Consider the following 15,799-nt stretch of genomic DNA (forward strand, 5'->3'; position numbering starts at 1 on the left):
GACGTCCGGTATCCGGGGCGAGAACGGAATGATCACCGGTCATACTTGGGCGGCGGCTCCCGACACCGGGCGCCGGGGGCGGTGCCAGGCGCGGCCCCGCCCGCCCCACCCGCAGTCCGGCCCACCCGCCGGTCCGTTCACCCCGGAGGAACCGATGAGCCGCCACCTGCCGACCCACCGCCCGGCGGCCGGGGCCCCGGCGGTGCCGTGGAACCGGCAGCGGCTGCGCAGCAACAACGAGTGGCTGCTGCTCGAACTGCTGCGCACCGGAGGAGGCTCCTCCCGCGCCCAACTCGCCCGGGACACCGGGCTGTCCAAGCCCACCGTGTCCGCCGCCCTGGCCACCCTGGAACTGGCCGGACTGGTCCGCGAGGCCGGCCGCCTGGCCCCCGAGCGCGGCCGCACCGCGGTGCTGTACGAGGTCGACCCGACCGCCGGGCACGTGCTCGGCGTCGACATCGGCCGGGCCCGGCTCAGGGTCGCCGTCGCCGACCTCGCCGGGACGGTCGTCGCCCGCCGGGACGTCGCCAACCGCGGCCGCTCGGCGAACGCCGTCGCCGACGCCGTGGTCGCCGCCGCCCACGACGCCACCGCCGAGGCGGGGCTGGACCCCGCCGACATCGTGCACGCGGTGATCGGCACCCCCGGCGTGTGGGACGAGCAGCGGCGCGGCGTCCGCTACGCCACCAGCCTGCCCGGGTGGGGCCGACCGGGGCTGTTCGACCGGATCGGGGAGGGCCTCGGCGCGGCCGTCACCGTCGCCAACGACGCCAACCTCGCCGCGCTCGGCGAGTACACCCTGGGCGCCGGCCGGGGCAGCCGGATGTTCGCCTACCTGCTGGTCGGCACCGGCCTCGGCGTGGGCGTCGTCAAGGACGGCGAGCCGCTGCTCGGCGCGCACGGCGCCCTGGGCGAGATCGGCCTGGTGCCGCTGCCCGAGCGGTCCGGCGAACCCGCCGCGACGATCGAGCAGCAGGCCGCCGCCGACGCCGTGGTGCGCACCGCCACGGAGCTCGGGCTGGACGGCGCGCGCACCGCCAAGCAGGTGTTCGAGCTGGCCCGGGCCGGCGACCCGGCGGCGCTGCGGGCGGTCGACCACGAGGCCGGGCAACTCGCCTACGCCGTGGCCGTGCTGTCCGCCGTGCTGGACCCCGACCTGGTCGTCCTCGGCGGGGGCATCGGCAGCAGCGCCGACCTCCTCCTGGAGCCGCTGGAACGCGCCCTGCACCGGATCACCCCGATGCGTCCGACGCTCGCGCCCAGCCTGCTCGGGGACGAGGCGGTGCTCCTGGGCGCCGTCGCGACCGCCCTGGAGACGGCCCGCCCCGAGGTGTTCGAACGCCGCACGTCCGGCCTGCCGTAGGGGGAGGGGTGGACCTGCCGTAGGGACCGGCCCGTCGTAGGGGCGGACCTGGCCGAGGGGCCGACCTGGCCGTCCCGGGGGTGGTGACGGCGGATCGGACGGGGGTGACGGCGGGCCGGACGGTGGGCGCTGGTGGGCGCGGTCGCCGCGGAGGCGCAGGGTGACGGTGGCCCCGGGGCGGTGACGCCGGGTAGCGGGAACATCTCGATCTGCCAACGAGTGGAGGATCCGTGCGCAGGAGGTGTGCGGGCTCTGCTTGAATCACGCACCTCATCCCAACGGAACGGAGCGTGCTCCACCCATGCCCTCACGCATATCCGGGCGCCGGCGCGCCGGCCTGGCCGGATTCGCCGGACTCGTCCTCACCGTCGGCCTGGCGTTGACGGGTTGCGACCCGTCGGCCACCGACGGCACCACCGCGCCGCCCTCGCCGAAGGCCGCCGTGACCACGGCGACCACGCCGCCCGCCGCCCCGGCCACGCCGCCCGCCGCGCCGACGACCCCCGCGGCGGTGCCGCCCGTCGCGCCCCCGACCAGTGCCGCCCCGACCGCGCCGGACCCGGCCCCGACCAGGACCGCCGCCCCGCCGTCGGCCGTGCCCAGCGTCCACGCCTCGGCGCCCGCGCCCAAGGCACCGCAGCCGAAGGTCACCACGGCGCAGCCGCCGACGGACCCGGAGCCGCAGCAGACCTCCGCGGCCGGCGCCACCGGGTGCGAGATCCGCTCGAACGCCGGGAACTGCTACGCGGCGGGGCAGTTCTGCCGCGAGGCCGACCTCGGTCGGAGCACCCATGACGCCAACGGCCGGATGATCTACTGCCGGATGGTGAGCGGCAAGCCGCACTGGCAGGCCTGAGCCTGCCGGGGGCCGGGTCCTCGCCCGGCCCCCACCACCCTCCGCCCGCCCCGGGCCTACGGCCGGCAGCGGCGATCAGACGACCGACCGGCGGCCCTGCTCGAAGAAGGCCAACACGTCGTCCACGCCGCCGAGTTCGCGGATCGTGGCCACCGCGCCGAACGGCGCGTTCCAGTACTTCCCCTGCTGCCGGGTGTGCGGGCCGACGTAGGCGTACGGCTCCGCCTGGAAGCCGTCGCCCGGGGAGACCCCGTAGTTGACCGCGTCCACCGTCACGCCGATGTCGAAGTGCTCGGGCCAGATCACCGGATCCGCCCCGGGAAACATCCGGCGCAGCGCGGCGTCGCCGACCGCGAAACCCTGCGCGATCCGGTGCGCCGACTGCGGATCGGCCTCGATCACGTCCTCGGGGCCGACACCGGATCCGTCCTGGTAGAGCCCCGCGGGTGCACCGGCCGTGACCCCGATCGCAGCCGCCAGCGCGGCGCACGTGGTCCGCTCGAGGAACAGGCGCTGCCCGGGCGCCACCAGATCCGCGCCGACGACCTGGACCTTCGGCTCGGCCCGGGTGGCGAAACCTCCGAGGGAGGCGCGCAGCCTGATCGTGCCACTGGTCCGGAACTGCGGTCCGGCGAGGACCAGCTCCGCGACCGCGTGCAGGGCACGGCGGGTGCGTACAAGCGATTCGATGTCCATGACGGCATGCTCTCCCACGGCGGCGCCCGGCTCCCGCATCCGGCGCGGTCCCCGCCGCTCACACGCCGGATCACGACCCAGCCGGCCGTCGGCGCCGACCCGGCCGCAGGCGGCGGTGGTCCCACCGAGTACGGCGATGCCGGGTCTGCCCGGCGCGCGGTCGAGGTCGAGGGCGGCGCTGATCGGCGCGAGGTGGGTGAACACCCTCGGGAAGCCGCCGAGCTGCTCGCCCGTCGGGCGGGACGAACTCGGCCATCGGCATCAGCAGCACCGAAGCGTCCAAGCCCATCGCCGTTCAGAGCCTGGGCGAGCGCCCCCCGGCGCAGGATCAGACGGACGTCGACGGGTCGCCGGTGCGGTGTGTGGCGGGCGCGAGCCAGGGGGCGGCTTCGGGCAGGCGGTTCGGGTTGAGCGGGACGTGGGCGGGGTCGCCCCGGTAGCCGTCGAGTGCGGTGACGAGGATGCCGACGAGGGCGGTGTCGCCGTGGTCGAGAGCGGCGATGTGGCTGCCGCAGACGGGGCAGAAGCCGCGCCTGGTCCTTCCGGCGTGGGTGTCGTACCAGGTGGGCTCGCCGTGGTCGCCAGTCCAGGACAGGCCGGCCAGCGGGAAGCCGGTCCACCACTGGAACGGGCTCCCGGCCCGGTGGGAACAGTGGGCGCAGCCGCAGATGTGCGGGTCTTCGGGCTCGCCGGTCACGGTGAACCGGATCGCTCCGCACAGGCAGCCGCCGGAACGGCGCTGGGTGCGGGCGGGGTGAACGGGGAGGTGGGGCACGGGGGTTCCTCCGGAGTGGTCAGTGGGGTGCGTCCGGCTGCCGGCGGGTCCGGACGCCCGGTCGGGGCGCGTGGGCGCCGGGTTCGGCGGCGGGGACCGGACCGGTCGTCGGCCGCGGCGGAGTGCCCTACGGTCTGGGCCGGTCGAGGGTGTCCCAGAACAGGTGCTCGTAGGCCTGGAGGAGCAGGGCGTGCTCGCGGGCCGCGGCGAGGGCCGGCTGGTCCAGTGCGTCCGGACCGAGGGCTTCGGCGGCCTGCTGCTCCAGTGCGGTGGCGGGCTGGGCGAAGAAGTCGAAGAAGGCGCAGGCCTGGTCGGAGAAGCCGTAGTGGCGCCGCAGTGCCCGGGCGACGGTGGCGCAGTAGCCGCCCCAGGCGGCGAAGTTGGCGACCAGCGCGGTGGCCGTGGCGGCGGGATCGCCGTTCAGGGCGAGCCAGGCGAGGTAGGCCGGGTAGGCCTGGCAGCCGGCCAGTGGGGGGCGGGCCGGGAGTTCCGCGGGCGCGAGGCCGCAGGCGGCGGCGAGGTCGGGCAGGGTGCGCAGGGCGGCGCTCTCGCCCTCGGCGAGGGTGGCGAACCAGGCGCCGAGCGGGCGGTCGGCGCACCGGGTGGCGAGGAGCAGCAGGCTGCGCCGGTCCGAGGTGATGATCCGCTGCTGCTGGGCGGCGAGTTCGGCCAGGGCGCCGAGCGGGGCGGTGCCGTCGGCGAGTGCCGTGACGAGTGCGGGGGCCGCGTCGCCGGGGGCCAGCTCGGCGCGCAGGTCACTGATCCGGTCGCGGATCGGGTCGTTCACCGGTGCCTCCGGGGTGCGGTGCGGGTCCGGTGCCCATTCCTACCGTGCGGCGGGGTGCCCGCCGTGGCGACAGGCCGGGGCGGGCGGAGGTGGTCGTCCGCCCGCCCCGGTGGGTCGGTCAGGAGCCGGCGCAGGCCTTGGTCACGTCGCCGGCGGCGTCGGTGATCGCCCCGAGGTCGGGCACCTTGCCGTTGGAGACGGCGTTCTGGGCGTTGTCGACGGCCTTGGTCAGCTTGTCGGTGGCCTTGTCGATCTTGTCCCCGCTGTTGTGGTCGCGCAGGTTCCTGATGTCGTCGCCGACCTTCTTCAGCGCGTCGGCGGTGTGCTTGCGGCGCTCCTGGTCGCTGAGCTGCCCGACGTTGACGGCCGAGGACGCGAGGTCCTGGACGTCTCCGGCCAGGCTGACGGCCCGTGATCCGCAGTCGAGCGCCTGGTCGACGTCCTTGCAGGCGCTGAGCAGCGGGGCGGCGGCCAGCAGCGCGAGCGCGGCGGCGGCCATTCGGTACGGTTTCCTTGTCATGTCTGTATCCCTCCCGCCGGGATCAACGCCGGATCGGCGGCCGGCGGTTCCGCCCCGGCGGGTGAATCATGGGTGAACCTTGACCGTCGGCACGGTCGACGAACTGATGGATCGTCATTTCTGCTGGTCGGGAGGGTGGTTCACGGGATGGTGGTGCACGGGAGGGTGGGTCAGGAGAGTTCGCGGACCAGTCGGGTGAGGGTCGGGGTCGCGACCCCGTGCGCGGCGGCGGCCCGCAGGACGGCGCCGCCGACGGCGTCCAGCTCGATCGGTCGGCCGGCCTCCGCGTCCCGCTGCATCGAGGACTTCATCGGCCCGGGCACCCGGTCGAAGGCGGAGAGCAGGGCGTCGGCGTCGACCGGTGCGCCGGCCGCGGCGGAGACGGCGGCGATCTCCGTGACGGCGGCGGCGAGTTCGCCCCGGTGCTCGGTGCGGACCACGCCGATCTCGGCGGCGTGCCGGGTGGTGAGCAGGGCGAACGGGGCGAGGAAGGAGAGCTTGCTCCAGAGCATCGCCGTCTCGTCCTCGCGGAGCGTGACGTCGAGGCCGGTGTGCCGTAGCTGCTCGGCCAACCCGGTGACGGGAGCGCCGAGTTCGACGGCGGCGAAGGGGCTGCTGTGCTCGATCCGGCCGGGGGCGGTCCGGGTGGCCTCGATCCGGATCGTGCCGGCCACGACCCGCCCGTCCGGGTAGCGCCGGCGCAGCACCTCGACGTGTTCCAGCCCGTTGAGCAGGGGCACCACGACGGCGTCGCCGAGCACCTGCGCCGGCACCCGGTCGAGCGCGGCCTCCAGCGCGGTCTCCTTGACGGTCACGAACAGGGCGTCGACGGGCTCGCGCAGCTCGGTGGCGGCCTCGACCTGGGCGGTGAACGTGCCGAACCGCCCGCTGCGGACGTGCAGTCCGTCCCGCTGCAGCACGGTGGCGGTCGCCTCGCCGGCGAGGCAGACGACCCGGTGGCCGTCCCGTGCGAGCAGGCCGGCCAGCAGGCCGCCGACACCGCCCGGTCCGAGGACGGCGGTGCGCAGCGGCGGGGTCGTGGGGGTGGTCGTCATGTCGAGCTCCTGGGGCGTGGGGTCGGATCGCCGGCCGGCCGCGGCCGGCCGGAGGGACGGGCTCACCGGACCATGATCCCCCGGGCTGGTCCGGGGCCTTCCTCCGGGTCCGCGGCGCCGGAGCAGGAGGTCGGCCCGGCCGACGTCCCGCTCCGTGGCGTCCCTTCCCCCGCGCTGCGGTGTCCCGCGGGCCGCCGGGGCCTACCGCAGGGCCGCGAGGTAGTCGAGGACCTCCTCGCGGGCGTCGGCCGGGGCCGTGAGCGCGATGTGGTTGTCGGGCCGGACGAGGACGAGGGCGTCGCCGGTGATCCCGTAGTCCCGGCGGGTGGTGCCGTCCGGGTCGTCGAGCAGGACCGGTCGCACGTGGTCGGGCAGGCCGGTGAGGGCGGGGGCGGCGGCCGCGCCGAAGCCGAGCAGGGTGAAGTGGTCGCCGGCGAAGTGGTCGAAGAGGCGGCCCGGCCGGCCGTCGGGGCCGGTGCAGACCGCGTCGGGCGCCCGGTCGCCGGCGCGCACCGGGCCCGCGAGGCGGTCGACGGCGAGCCGGCTCCACGGGTAGCCGAGGGAGAGACCGGTGAAGTCGCCCACCCGGCCCGCCTCGACGCCGATGCCGGGGGTGTTGATCCCCTCGGAGACGGCGTCCATGCCGGCGGTGCTGACCTCCAGCGTCCAGGCGGCTATCGGCAGCCGTTCCTCCTGGTAGGTGTCCAGCAGGGCCGGGGCGGCCAGGCCGCGCAGCACGTACCCGAGCTTCCAGGCGAGGTTCCAGGCGTCCTGGATGCCGGTGTTCATGCCGAGCCCGCCCGCGGTGGGGTGGACGTGGGCGCAGTCGCCGGCGAGGAAGACCCGGCCGGTGCGGTAGCTCTCGGCCCTGCGGACGTTGACCCGCCAGGTGGAGAGCCAGGTGGCGTCGGAGAGCTTGAGGTCCGCGCGGCCGGTGTGCAGGGCGGCCAGCCGCTGGAAGCTCTCCAGGGACGGGGCGATCGCCCGGCCCTCGGCGTCCGTCTCGGGGCTGGACTGCAGCTGCCAGCGCCGGGTGCCCTCGAAGGGGCAGAGCATGAACACGCCCTGCGGCCCGAACCACTGGTGCCAGGCGCCCCCCTCCAGGCCGTCGACCTCGACGTCGCCGCAGACCATCATCGGCTCCGGGTCGCCGACGCCGATGAAGGCCGTGCCGAGCAGCTTGCGCACGGTGGAGCGGCCCCCGTCGCAGGCGACCAGGTACTCGGCGGCGATCGTCCGGCCGTCCGCGAGGCGCGCCCGCACGCCGCCGTCGTCCTGGCTCAGGTCGACGAGCTCGGTGCCGAGCTCGACCGCCCCGCCGAGTTCGGCCAGCCGCTCGCGCAGCAGGCGCTCGACCCGGGTCTGCGGCAGCCAGATGCTCGCCGGGTGGGGGACGGCGGCGGTGGGCCCCGCGTCGGCGAAGGGCTCGGTCTCGTTGACGAACTCGCCGGCGTAGTACTTGCGGAACGGCAGGTGGGTGCGGCCCGCGGCGGCCAGCCGCTCGCCCAGGCCGAGGTCGGCGAGGACCTCGATGCTGCGGGGGTTGAGCGTCTTGCCGCGCGAGCCGGTGTGGAACGCGTCGGCCTTCTCGATCACCCGGACCGCGACTCCCTGGCGCGCCAGCCCGCACGCCAGCGTCAGTCCGGTCGGCCCCGCTCCCACGATCAGCACGGTGGTCATGTCTGTTCGTCCTCCGGTCGTCGCTGTGCTCCGTCGATGGACTCCATGGAACAGCAACCGAGTAACAAAAGCAACCGAGTAACAAACGTTTCCCGGTTATGATCGGCGCATGAGTACGAGCGAGTCCGAGACGGGCCTGCGGGCCCTCAAGAAGCAGCGCACCCGGCGCGCCATCGCCGAGGTCGCCATCGCCCTGTTCCTGGAGCGGGGCTTCGACCAGGTCTCGGTGGCCGAGATCGCCGCCGCCGCCGAGGTGTCCAAGCCCACCCTCTTCCGCTACTTCGGGAGCAAGGAGGAGCTGGTCCTGCACCGCTTCGCCGACCACCTCGGCGAGGCCGGCCGGGTCGTGCGCGACCGCGCGGCCGGCCTCAGCCCACTGGAGGCACTGGAGCGCCACCACCTGGACGGCCTCGCGGCCCGCGACCCCAACACCGGGCTGACCGACCACCCCGAGGTGCTCGCCTTCCTCCGCCTGGTCTACGAGACGCCGAGCCTCTCCGCGGCGCTGCTCGACTACGTCGCCGCCGACACCCGCGCGCTCGCCGAGGCGCTGGACCCGGACGGGAGCACGGCCGCCCGGCTGGTCGCCGCCCAGTACTCGGCGGTCCGCCAGGTGCTGGCCCACGCGGCCTGGTCCCGGCTCGCGGCGGGGGAGGGCGTCGAAGAGGTCGGCCGGGTGGCCGTCGCGGAGACGGTCGAGGCGTTCGCCCTGCTGCGCGGGGGTGCGGCCGTTCGCGGCTTCTGAGTCCGGTCCGCGGGGTGCGGGGCCCGGGGTCCGGCTCCCGGGCCCGGTTCCGGGGATCCGGGGGAGGAGCGGGTCGCCACTGCGAGCGATGCAAGGTCGAAAACGTCATCGGCCTTGGATTTGCAGGCTGCATGTGAAGTGTGCCAATCTATTCGCAGACATTGGCTGAGTTGGACACCTGAAAGCGAAGGATCATGTCGGACGGCGCACGCGTCATCGTCGGAGTCAGCGGCTCGCTGCACAGCCTCACCGCCCTGCACCGCGCGGCGGAGGAGGCCAGGGCCCGGCAGGCCGTCCTCGTCCCGGTGTTCGCCTGGACCCCGGTCGGTGGCGAGCGCAACTACCGCGCCCAGCCGTGCCCGCCGCTGCTGCGCGCCTGGGAGGAGGCGGCCCGTACCCGCCTGGACCGCGCGCTCGACCAGGCCTTCGGCGGCCTGCCGGTCGGCGTCCGGGTGGAGCCGCTGGTGCTGCGCGGCGAGGCCGGCCCGACCCTGACCGCGCTCGCCGACCGCCCGGACGACCTGCTGGTGATCAGCACCGGCCGGCAGGGCGCCGCTCGGGGCACGCTGCGCCGGCTGCTGCGCGGATCGGTCACCCGCCACTGCCTGAGCAGGGCGCGCTGCAGCGTGCTCGCCGTGCCGCCGTCCACGCTCCACGCCGACCTGCGCGCCCTGCACCGCGGCATCGACCTGCGCGAGCTCATCGCGGCCTGAGGCACGGCCCGAGGCCCGGTCCGAGCCGCGGCCCGACCCACGGCCCGAGCCGGGACCGCGGACCCGCGGCCCGAGGCGCCCGAGGCGCCGCGCGCGGCACCGCCCGGAGCCGCCAGGGCCACCCGGGGTTCGGTTTCCCGAACCCCGGATCCGGGGGTCGGCCCCATCGATCCCCCCGCCCCGAATGCCCAGGATGAAGGGCATGAACGGAATGACGACAGCCGCCGTCGGGGCGGCACGGGACGAGGCCGCGGACGCGGCACTGAGCGGTGAGGGGCTGCACCGGGAGTACGGCCGCGGCGCGGCCGCGGTGAGGGCGCTGCGCGGGGTCACGGTGGCCTTCGCGCCGGGCACGTTCACGGCCGTGATGGGCCCCTCCGGCTCCGGCAAGACGACCCTGCTGCACTGCCTCGCCGGCATGGACCGCCCCACCCGGGGCACCGTCCGGTGGGGTGCGACGGAGGTGTCGGGGCTCCCCGAGCGGCGGCTCGCCGCGCTGCGCCGCACCCGGGTCGGCTTCGTGTTCCAGGCCTTCAACCTGATGCCCGCGATGACCGTCGCGCAGAACGTGGCACTGCCCGGGCGGCTCGCCGGGGCCCCGCCGGAGCGGGCCCGGGTGCTGGAGGCGCTCGCCCGGGTGGGGCTGGCCGGGCGCGAACGGCACCGGCCCGGGCAGCTCTCCGGCGGGCAGCAGCAGCGGGTCGCGATCGCCCGGGCCCTGGTCACCCGCCCCGCCGTGCTGTTCGCGGACGAGCCCACCGGCGCGCTCGACCGGGCGACCGGCCACGACGTCCTCGACCTGCTGCGCGCCGGCGTGGACGAGGACGGGCGCACCTGCGTGATGGTCACCCACGACCCGGTGGCCGCCGGCTACGCGGACCGGGTGCTGCTGCTGGCCGACGGACTGCTCGTCGACGAACTCGACCGGCCGAGCCCCGGACGGGTCGCCGAGCGGCTCGCCCGGCTGGGCGGGTGAGCGCGATGGGTACCGTCCTGCCCCTGGCCGTCGGTCAGATCCGGCGCCGGCCGGCCTCGTTCGTCGGGCTGGCGGTGGCACTGCTGCTGGCGGTGGCCACCCTGACGCTGTTCGGCTCGCTGGTCGCCGCACAGGCCGCCGCCCCGCCCGCGGTCTCCCGGACACCCGTCGACGGCCCGGGCGTGATGCTGATCGCCGGGGCGTTCGGCGAGATCGCCGTGCTGGTCGCCCTGTTCGTCGTGGTCAACGCGCTGGGCTTCACCGTCCGTCAGCAGTTCCGCGACCTCGCCCTGCTGCGCACCGTCGCGGCCACTCCGCGGCAGGTGCGCCGGCTGCTGCGGGCGCAGGTCACGGCGACGGTCCTGCTGGTCGCGGCACCCGGGTGGGCGGTCGGCGCCCTCGCCGCGCGGGGCTTCCTCGGCGCACTCCAGCGGCGCGGGATGGCCGCACCCGGCCTGCGGATCCCCGGCGCGCCGGTCGCGATGGCGGTCGCGCTGGGCGTCGCGCTGCTGGTCGGCCTGGCCGCCACCGCGCTCGGGGCCCGGCGGATCACCCGCCCCACCCCGGCCGCGGCGCTGACCGCCGACACGGCCGGGCAGCGGCGGACGGGCGTGCTGCGGCTGTTCGCCGGGGTGGCCGTGCTCGCGGGCGGGGCGCTGCTGCTGAGGCTCGCGGCCACCAGGGCCCCCGGGGAGGTGGACAAGGCGGGGCAGGCGACGATGCTCGGCGCGCTGGTGCTGCTCGTCGGGCTGGCCCTGCTCGGGCCGCTCGCCGCCCGGGTCCTGGCCACCGTGCTCGGGGCGCCGGTGCGGGTGCTCGCCCCGCGGGTGGGCTGGCTGGCCGACGCCAACCTGCGCGGCTACGCGGCCCGGTCGTCCTCCGCGGTGGTGCCGGTCGCGCTCCTGGTCGGGCTGTCGGGCACCATGCTGATCATGACGAGCACCGCGGAGCGGGCGGCCGGGGCGGCCGGGATCGCCACCGGCGTCACCCGGGCCACGGACGTCTGGCTGCGCGGGGCGGAACTGGGCATGCTGGTCTGCTTCGCCGCGGTGTCGACCGTCAACACGCTGGTCGCGCTGACGGCCGACCGGCGCCGCGAGTTCGCGCTGCTGCGGCTGGTCGGGGCGACCAGGCGCCAGCTGCTGCGGATGCTGGCCGTCGAGGCGGTCCTGACCACCGCGGTGGGCGTGCTGCTCGGCTCGGCGGTGGCGGCCACCGCCGCGGGCGCCTTCGCCCGGTCGGTCACCGGCTCGGTGGTGCCGGCGGTCCCGGTCGCGGCCTGCGTCTGGGTCCTTGCGGGCGCGGCGGCGCTGACCGTCCCGGGGATCCTGGGCACCGGCCTGCGCGCCGTCGGCGGCCGGGTGCCGGAGGCGGTCGGCGGTGAGCGGGAGTGAGCGCCGGCGGGCGGCGAGGCGGGTCGGCTCGCCGATGGTGGGCCGAGGAAGCGGTGAGGAGTGGTGAGGCGCGGTGAGGTGGCTGGTGGCCGAACGACGGCGGTACCTGTCGGCGCGGGGCGGGGACGTGGCGTTCGCGCTGCTCGGGCTGCCGATCGGGGTGCTGGGCGGGGTGTACGCCGTCGCCGTCCTCTACGCGGGCGCGCTGCTCTCGCTCACCGTGGTCGGGCTGCCGTTCGTGGTCGTGGCGCTGCTCGGCGCGCGCGGGCTGGGCGGGCTGCACCGGCGGCTGGTCGGGCGCCTGCTCGCCGAGCGGGTGCCCGCCCCGGGGGCACGGCCCCGGCGATCCGGGGTGTTCGCCAGGGGCGGGGCGGTGCTGGCCGATCCGGTGGCCTGGCGGGCCCTGCTCTACCTGCTGCTGCGGCTGCCGCTCGGGGTGCTCGGCTTCCTGGTGGTGGTCGGTCTGCCGCTCGCGGCGCTCTGGCTGACGGGGTTCCCGCTCTGGGTGCGGCTGCTGGAACCGGGGCCGAGGGCGGTGGACCTCCTGGACGTGGCGGCGGCGCCGGTCGGGCTCGCGGTGCTGGCCGCGGTGCCGGCCGCACTGCGCGGCGTGAGCGCCGCCGATCGTGGTCTGGCCCGGCTGCTGCTCGGCCCGGTGCGCTCGCAGCAGCGGGTGGGCGAGCTGAGGGCCGCCCGGGCCACCCTGCTGGCGGAGAACGCGGACCGCCTGCGCCGCCTCGAGCGTGACCTGCACGACGGCACCCAGGCCCAGCTGGTCGCGCTCGCCATCACCCTCTCGCTCGCCGACGACGCCCTGGGCGCGGCGGCCCCGGGCACCGGCGCGGCGGGTGACGGCCTCACCGGCGTCCCGGACGGGATCACCGGGGCCGCCGGGGCCGGGGTGCCGGACGCCGCCCGGTTGCGGACGCTGGTCGACCGGGCCCGCCGCCAGACCGACGACACCATCGGCGGTCTGCGCAGGCTCACCCGGGGCATCCACCCGGTGGCGCTGGACGGCGGCCTCGCGGAGGCGCTGCCCGGTCTCACCGCCACGTCGCCGGTGCCGGTCGCCGTACGGCTGGACCTGCGGGAGCGGCCCGACGCGGCGATCGAACAGGCCGTCTACTTCTGCGCCGCCGAGCTGCTGACGAACGTGGCCAAGCACAGCGGCGCGACGGCGGCGGAGCTGACGGCGGGCTCGACCGGCGGGCGGGTCCGGCTGTCGGTGCACGACGACGGCCGCGGGGGCGCCGCGCCGACGGCCGGATCGGGGCTGGCCGGCCTCGCGGAGCGGCTCTCGGCGGTGGACGGCGTGCTGCGGGTGGACAGCCCGCCGGGCGGTCCGACGACCGTCACCGCCGAACTGCCCGTCCGTCTGTGACGAACCCGCAGCGGTGGCGGACGCGCATCCGTGACGGACCCGTGTCGGTGGCGGACCCGCACCCGTGGCGCGTGCCGGACCACGCCCCGCGCCGGACGCCCTCAGCCGCCGCTCTCGGCGAGGTAGGTCAGGACGGCCTTGACCCGGCGGTTGTCGGCGTCGGTGGCCGGCAGGTCGAACTTGGTGAACACGGCGGCCACGTGCTTCTCCACCGCCCGCTCCGAGACCACCAGCAGGCCGGCGATCGAGCGGTTGGAGTGGCCCTGCGCCATCAGTTCCAGCACCTGGCGCTCGCGCGGCGTGAGCGTGTCCACCCGGCTGCGCCGCCCGCCGTGCAGCAGCCCGTTGACGATCTCCGGGTCGAGCGCCGTGCCGCCGGCGGCGACCCGCTGCAGGGCGGAGACGAACTCCGAGGTGCGGGCGACGCGTTCCTTGAGCAGGTAGCCGATGCCGGAGGCTCCACCGGCGAGCAGCCGGGCCGCCCACGCGGTTTCGACGTGCTGGGAGAAGACCAGGATGCCGACCTCGGGCGCGGCCGTGCGGATCTCGACGGCGGCGCGGATGCCCTCGTCGGTGTGGGTGGGGGGCATCCGGATGTCGACCACGGCGACGTCGGGCCGGTGCCCGGTGACGGCGGCGAGGAGGTCGGGCGCCGTCCCGGCGGTGGCGACCACGGCACAGCCGCGTGCGGTGAGGAGTTCGACCATTCCGTCCCGGAGGATCACGGAGTCCTCGGCGAGCACGACGCGGAGCTGCTTGTCGATCATGACGCCATTATCGGGGGCGGGCGGGGGCCGTCGCCCGCCCGTCCCCGCCACCGGTGGTTGACGGTCGGTCAGTACGTGTCGGTCAGTGTGTGTCGGCCCGCCGCCCGCGCCAGGCCCGCACGCCGGGGGCGACCTCGACCACCTCCGAGGGGTAGGCCTCCCGGACGCGCTCCAGCAGGGCGTGCTGCTCGTCCAGCCAGCCCGGGGCGGGGGACAGGACGACCCGGAGGGTGACGCCGGACTCCTCGGCGTCGGAGACCGTCACCCACACGCCGCCGGGCCGGCCGGGCTCGATGCGCAGCTCCGGCCCGTGCTCCTCGTCCAGCCAGCGCACCGCCTCACCCCGGGCGAGACGCTCCAGTGATGCTTCCCAGTCCAGGAGTTGACGTCGCGTCACCAGTGTGACGAAGTGCCCGCGGGCGGCGTCGGCGGTCACGGTGATCTCGCAGTCCAGCCAGTCGTGGCCGAGCAGCGAGCCGGGGGCGTGCCGCCCCAGTACCCGGACCCGTACGCTCCGGCCGCCGGTGCGCCCCTCCCTGCCGGGGGCGTCGTCGGTGCCCGGCCGGTCGGCCAGTCTGATCAACTCGTTCTGCTGCGAAGCGACTTCACGCACTGTCTACTCCCGGTAACAGTGGATCCAAGGGCTGACATCCTCGCGCAGGCGTTCGCCCGGTGCCAGTCCGTGGCGGGGGTTCGTCCCCGATGCGCCGACGGCCCGTCCGACCGGGGAGGTCGGGCGGGCCGTCGGGGGCGCCGGAGGGGACGGACGGCCGGGCGGGCCGTCGGCGGCGCCGGGCCGGTCGGGCGGGTACGGAGCGGTCGCGGCGGGCGGTGCGCCCCTCCCGGCCGGGGGCGGTCAGTGCCCGTCGGCGTGGCCGGTCAGGACCGTGGTGAAGATCGGCTCGCCGTGCTGGTAGCCGCTCACCGTCGTGGTGATGGCGTCCCGGTCGGGCCCGGGGGTGTGGCGGGCGGTGATCGTGGTGGGGGCGTCGTGCTCGGCGTACCGGTGGTAGGTGGTGGCGGCGGAGGCCGGGGTGACGGTGGTCGGTGAGACGAGCGCGTTGGCCGCCTGGCGGGCCGCCTCCAGCAGGACCATGCCGGGGATGTGGTCGTTCGCGTGGTCGAAGAGGATGGGGTGGCGCAGGTCGGGGGTGAGGTGCCACGTCGCGGGGGTGTCGGCCGGGGTCAGCACGACGTCGCAGGGGCGGAGCCGGCCGACCCGCCCGGGAGCCAGCGGCTCGGTGGTGACGGCGGGTGCCGGTGCCCGGTCGGCCTCGCGGCGGGCGCCGCGCAGTCGCCGGTAGGTGGAGTCGGGCACGGTGGTGAACCGGGCGTGGCCGGCGGCGGCCAGCTGGGGGCCGCGCCGCAGGACGGTGTTGAGGGTGAAGTCGACGGTGCTGCCGGTCCGGCGGGCCCGCGGGACCAGTCTGACCTCGATGGTGAGGTCGGTGGGCGTCGAGCCGATGAACAGGTGGCGCGGGCGGGTGGTGTAGTCGAGGTTCCACATCATGAACTTGTGGTCGAGGGGCACGCCGAACCGGGTGTGGGCGAGGTAGATGCCGGCCTGGCGGATCGTTTCAGCGGCCTGGAGCGGGTCGTGGTGGGTGCCGTCCGGGGTACTGAAGAAGGTGTGGGCGCGCGGCCACTGTGCGCTGACCGTGAAGGTGGTCTCGTTCAACTGCTCGCTGCCGGTGAGGAAGACCTCGGCGTGGCAGGCCCGGTGGACGTACTCCTTGGCAACGGTCGTGGTCAGGCGCGGTGCCGGGGCGGTCTCGCCGGCCGGGGCGGCCGGGTCGGCGGTGAGGCCGGGCGTGCTGCCGGGGGTCGCGCCGGTGGCGCGGGCGTCGGCGGGGGCGCGGTAGGCAAGCAGAGTCATGGGAGCGCTCCGGAAGGCCGTGACGGGCGGGGTGGGCTGCTCAGGGCTCGTAAGATACGTACCTTCCGGTTTGGTTTTCAAGGCGCCCGAACGAAGGTTCGTTGGCGGCCGAGCGTGCCCGCGCGGTGGCTCGGAGTGGCGGCCGGTGGTCGCAGGCCTCGGCCGGGGGGTCGGTTCACCTGTCCTGACCTGCGGGGGAGTGGGTGTGGATCGCG

General features: G+C 76.0%; 16 protein-coding genes. 7 read left to right on the top strand and 9 right to left on the bottom strand.

All coding sequences use genetic code 11. The features are described 5' to 3' along the window. Positions 1 to 154: 154 nt before the first annotated feature. Together ACFYUY_RS12540 and ACFYUY_RS12545 are read left to right on the top strand one after the other, a co-directional pair. The gene (locus ACFYUY_RS12540) at positions 155 to 1,363 is read left to right on the top strand and encodes an ROK family protein (RefSeq protein WP_387900340.1); all 1,209 of its coding nucleotides are present in this window, start codon (positions 155 to 157) and stop codon (positions 1,361 to 1,363) included. Positions 1,364 to 1,664: 301 nt separating this feature from the next. Next, positions 1,665 to 2,219, top strand: coding sequence for a hypothetical protein (locus ACFYUY_RS12545; RefSeq protein WP_360206030.1), 555 nt, complete (start codon positions 1,665 to 1,667; stop codon positions 2,217 to 2,219). Between the two features lie 75 nt (positions 2,220 to 2,294). On the opposite strand, the gene ACFYUY_RS12550 is transcribed toward ACFYUY_RS12545, so the two are convergent. From ACFYUY_RS12550 to ACFYUY_RS12575, 6 genes are all read right to left on the bottom strand, one after another. Next, positions 2,295 to 2,915 (bottom strand): hypothetical protein, encoded by a 621-nt coding sequence (locus ACFYUY_RS12550; protein WP_387900342.1) that lies wholly within the window; start codon positions 2,913 to 2,915, stop codon positions 2,295 to 2,297. Positions 2,916 to 3,243: 328 nt separating this feature from the next. Further along, positions 3,244 to 3,690, bottom strand: a complete 447-nt coding sequence (locus tag ACFYUY_RS12555) for a GFA family protein (RefSeq protein ID WP_360206024.1) — start codon at positions 3,688 to 3,690, stop codon at positions 3,244 to 3,246. A 127-nt stretch (positions 3,691 to 3,817) separates the two neighbouring features. After that, a complete protein-coding gene (locus ACFYUY_RS12560) occupies positions 3,818 to 4,477 on the bottom strand; it encodes a transcriptional regulator (RefSeq protein ID WP_387900344.1) in 660 nt (219 codons plus the stop codon). A 118-nt stretch (positions 4,478 to 4,595) separates the two neighbouring features. Continuing rightward, positions 4,596 to 4,997: a hypothetical protein gene (locus tag ACFYUY_RS12565; RefSeq protein ID WP_387900346.1), complete on the bottom strand. Its 402-nt coding sequence runs from the start codon at positions 4,995 to 4,997 to the stop codon at positions 4,596 to 4,598. A gap of 170 nt (positions 4,998 to 5,167) precedes the next feature. Beyond that, positions 5,168 to 6,052, bottom strand: a complete 885-nt coding sequence (locus tag ACFYUY_RS12570) for a 2-dehydropantoate 2-reductase (RefSeq protein ID WP_360206018.1) — start codon at positions 6,050 to 6,052, stop codon at positions 5,168 to 5,170. Positions 6,053 to 6,253: 201 nt separating this feature from the next. Beyond that, positions 6,254 to 7,732, bottom strand: a complete 1,479-nt coding sequence (locus tag ACFYUY_RS12575) for an FAD-dependent monooxygenase (RefSeq protein ID WP_387900348.1) — start codon at positions 7,730 to 7,732, stop codon at positions 6,254 to 6,256. Between the two features lie 109 nt (positions 7,733 to 7,841). Here ACFYUY_RS12575 and ACFYUY_RS12580 point away from each other — a divergent pair, with 109 nt between their 5' ends. From ACFYUY_RS12580 to ACFYUY_RS12600, 5 genes are all read left to right on the top strand, one after another. After that, complete coding sequence (locus ACFYUY_RS12580; RefSeq protein ID WP_360206013.1) at positions 7,842 to 8,477, top strand: TetR family transcriptional regulator; 636 nt, start codon at positions 7,842 to 7,844, stop codon at positions 8,475 to 8,477. A 194-nt stretch (positions 8,478 to 8,671) separates the two neighbouring features. Further along, positions 8,672 to 9,190: a universal stress protein gene (locus ACFYUY_RS12585; protein WP_360206011.1), complete on the top strand. Its 519-nt coding sequence runs from the start codon at positions 8,672 to 8,674 to the stop codon at positions 9,188 to 9,190. A 211-nt stretch (positions 9,191 to 9,401) separates the two neighbouring features. Then, positions 9,402 to 10,166 carry an ABC transporter ATP-binding protein gene (locus tag ACFYUY_RS12590; protein ID WP_387900482.1) on the top strand — a complete coding sequence of 255 codons (765 nt, stop codon included), beginning with the start codon at positions 9,402 to 9,404 and terminating at the stop codon, positions 10,164 to 10,166. Positions 10,167 to 10,171: 5 nt separating this feature from the next. Further along, complete coding sequence (locus ACFYUY_RS12595; protein WP_387900350.1) at positions 10,172 to 11,560, top strand: FtsX-like permease family protein; 1,389 nt, start codon at positions 10,172 to 10,174, stop codon at positions 11,558 to 11,560. A 73-nt stretch (positions 11,561 to 11,633) separates the two neighbouring features. Then, complete coding sequence (locus ACFYUY_RS12600) at positions 11,634 to 12,941, top strand: sensor histidine kinase (RefSeq protein WP_387900352.1); 1,308 nt, start codon at positions 11,634 to 11,636, stop codon at positions 12,939 to 12,941. 101 nt (positions 12,942 to 13,042) lie between these two features. On the opposite strand, the gene ACFYUY_RS12605 is transcribed toward ACFYUY_RS12600, so the two are convergent. The 3 genes from ACFYUY_RS12605 to ACFYUY_RS12615 form a co-directional block, all read right to left on the bottom strand. Beyond that, positions 13,043 to 13,708 carry a response regulator transcription factor gene (locus tag ACFYUY_RS12605; RefSeq protein WP_360206002.1) on the bottom strand — a complete coding sequence of 222 codons (666 nt, stop codon included), beginning with the start codon at positions 13,706 to 13,708 and terminating at the stop codon, positions 13,043 to 13,045. 82 nt (positions 13,709 to 13,790) lie between these two features. Then, a complete protein-coding gene (locus ACFYUY_RS12610) occupies positions 13,791 to 14,321 on the bottom strand; it encodes a DUF5959 family protein (RefSeq protein ID WP_360205999.1) in 531 nt (176 codons plus the stop codon). Positions 14,322 to 14,564: 243 nt separating this feature from the next. Beyond that, positions 14,565 to 15,584, bottom strand: a complete 1,020-nt coding sequence (locus ACFYUY_RS12615) for a ScbA/BarX family gamma-butyrolactone biosynthesis protein (protein ID WP_360205996.1) — start codon at positions 15,582 to 15,584, stop codon at positions 14,565 to 14,567. Positions 15,585 to 15,799 lie beyond the last annotated feature (215 nt).

The organism is Kitasatospora sp. NPDC004745, from assembly GCF_042873275.1.
Taxonomy (GTDB): domain Bacteria; phylum Actinomycetota; class Actinomycetes; order Streptomycetales; family Streptomycetaceae; genus Kitasatospora.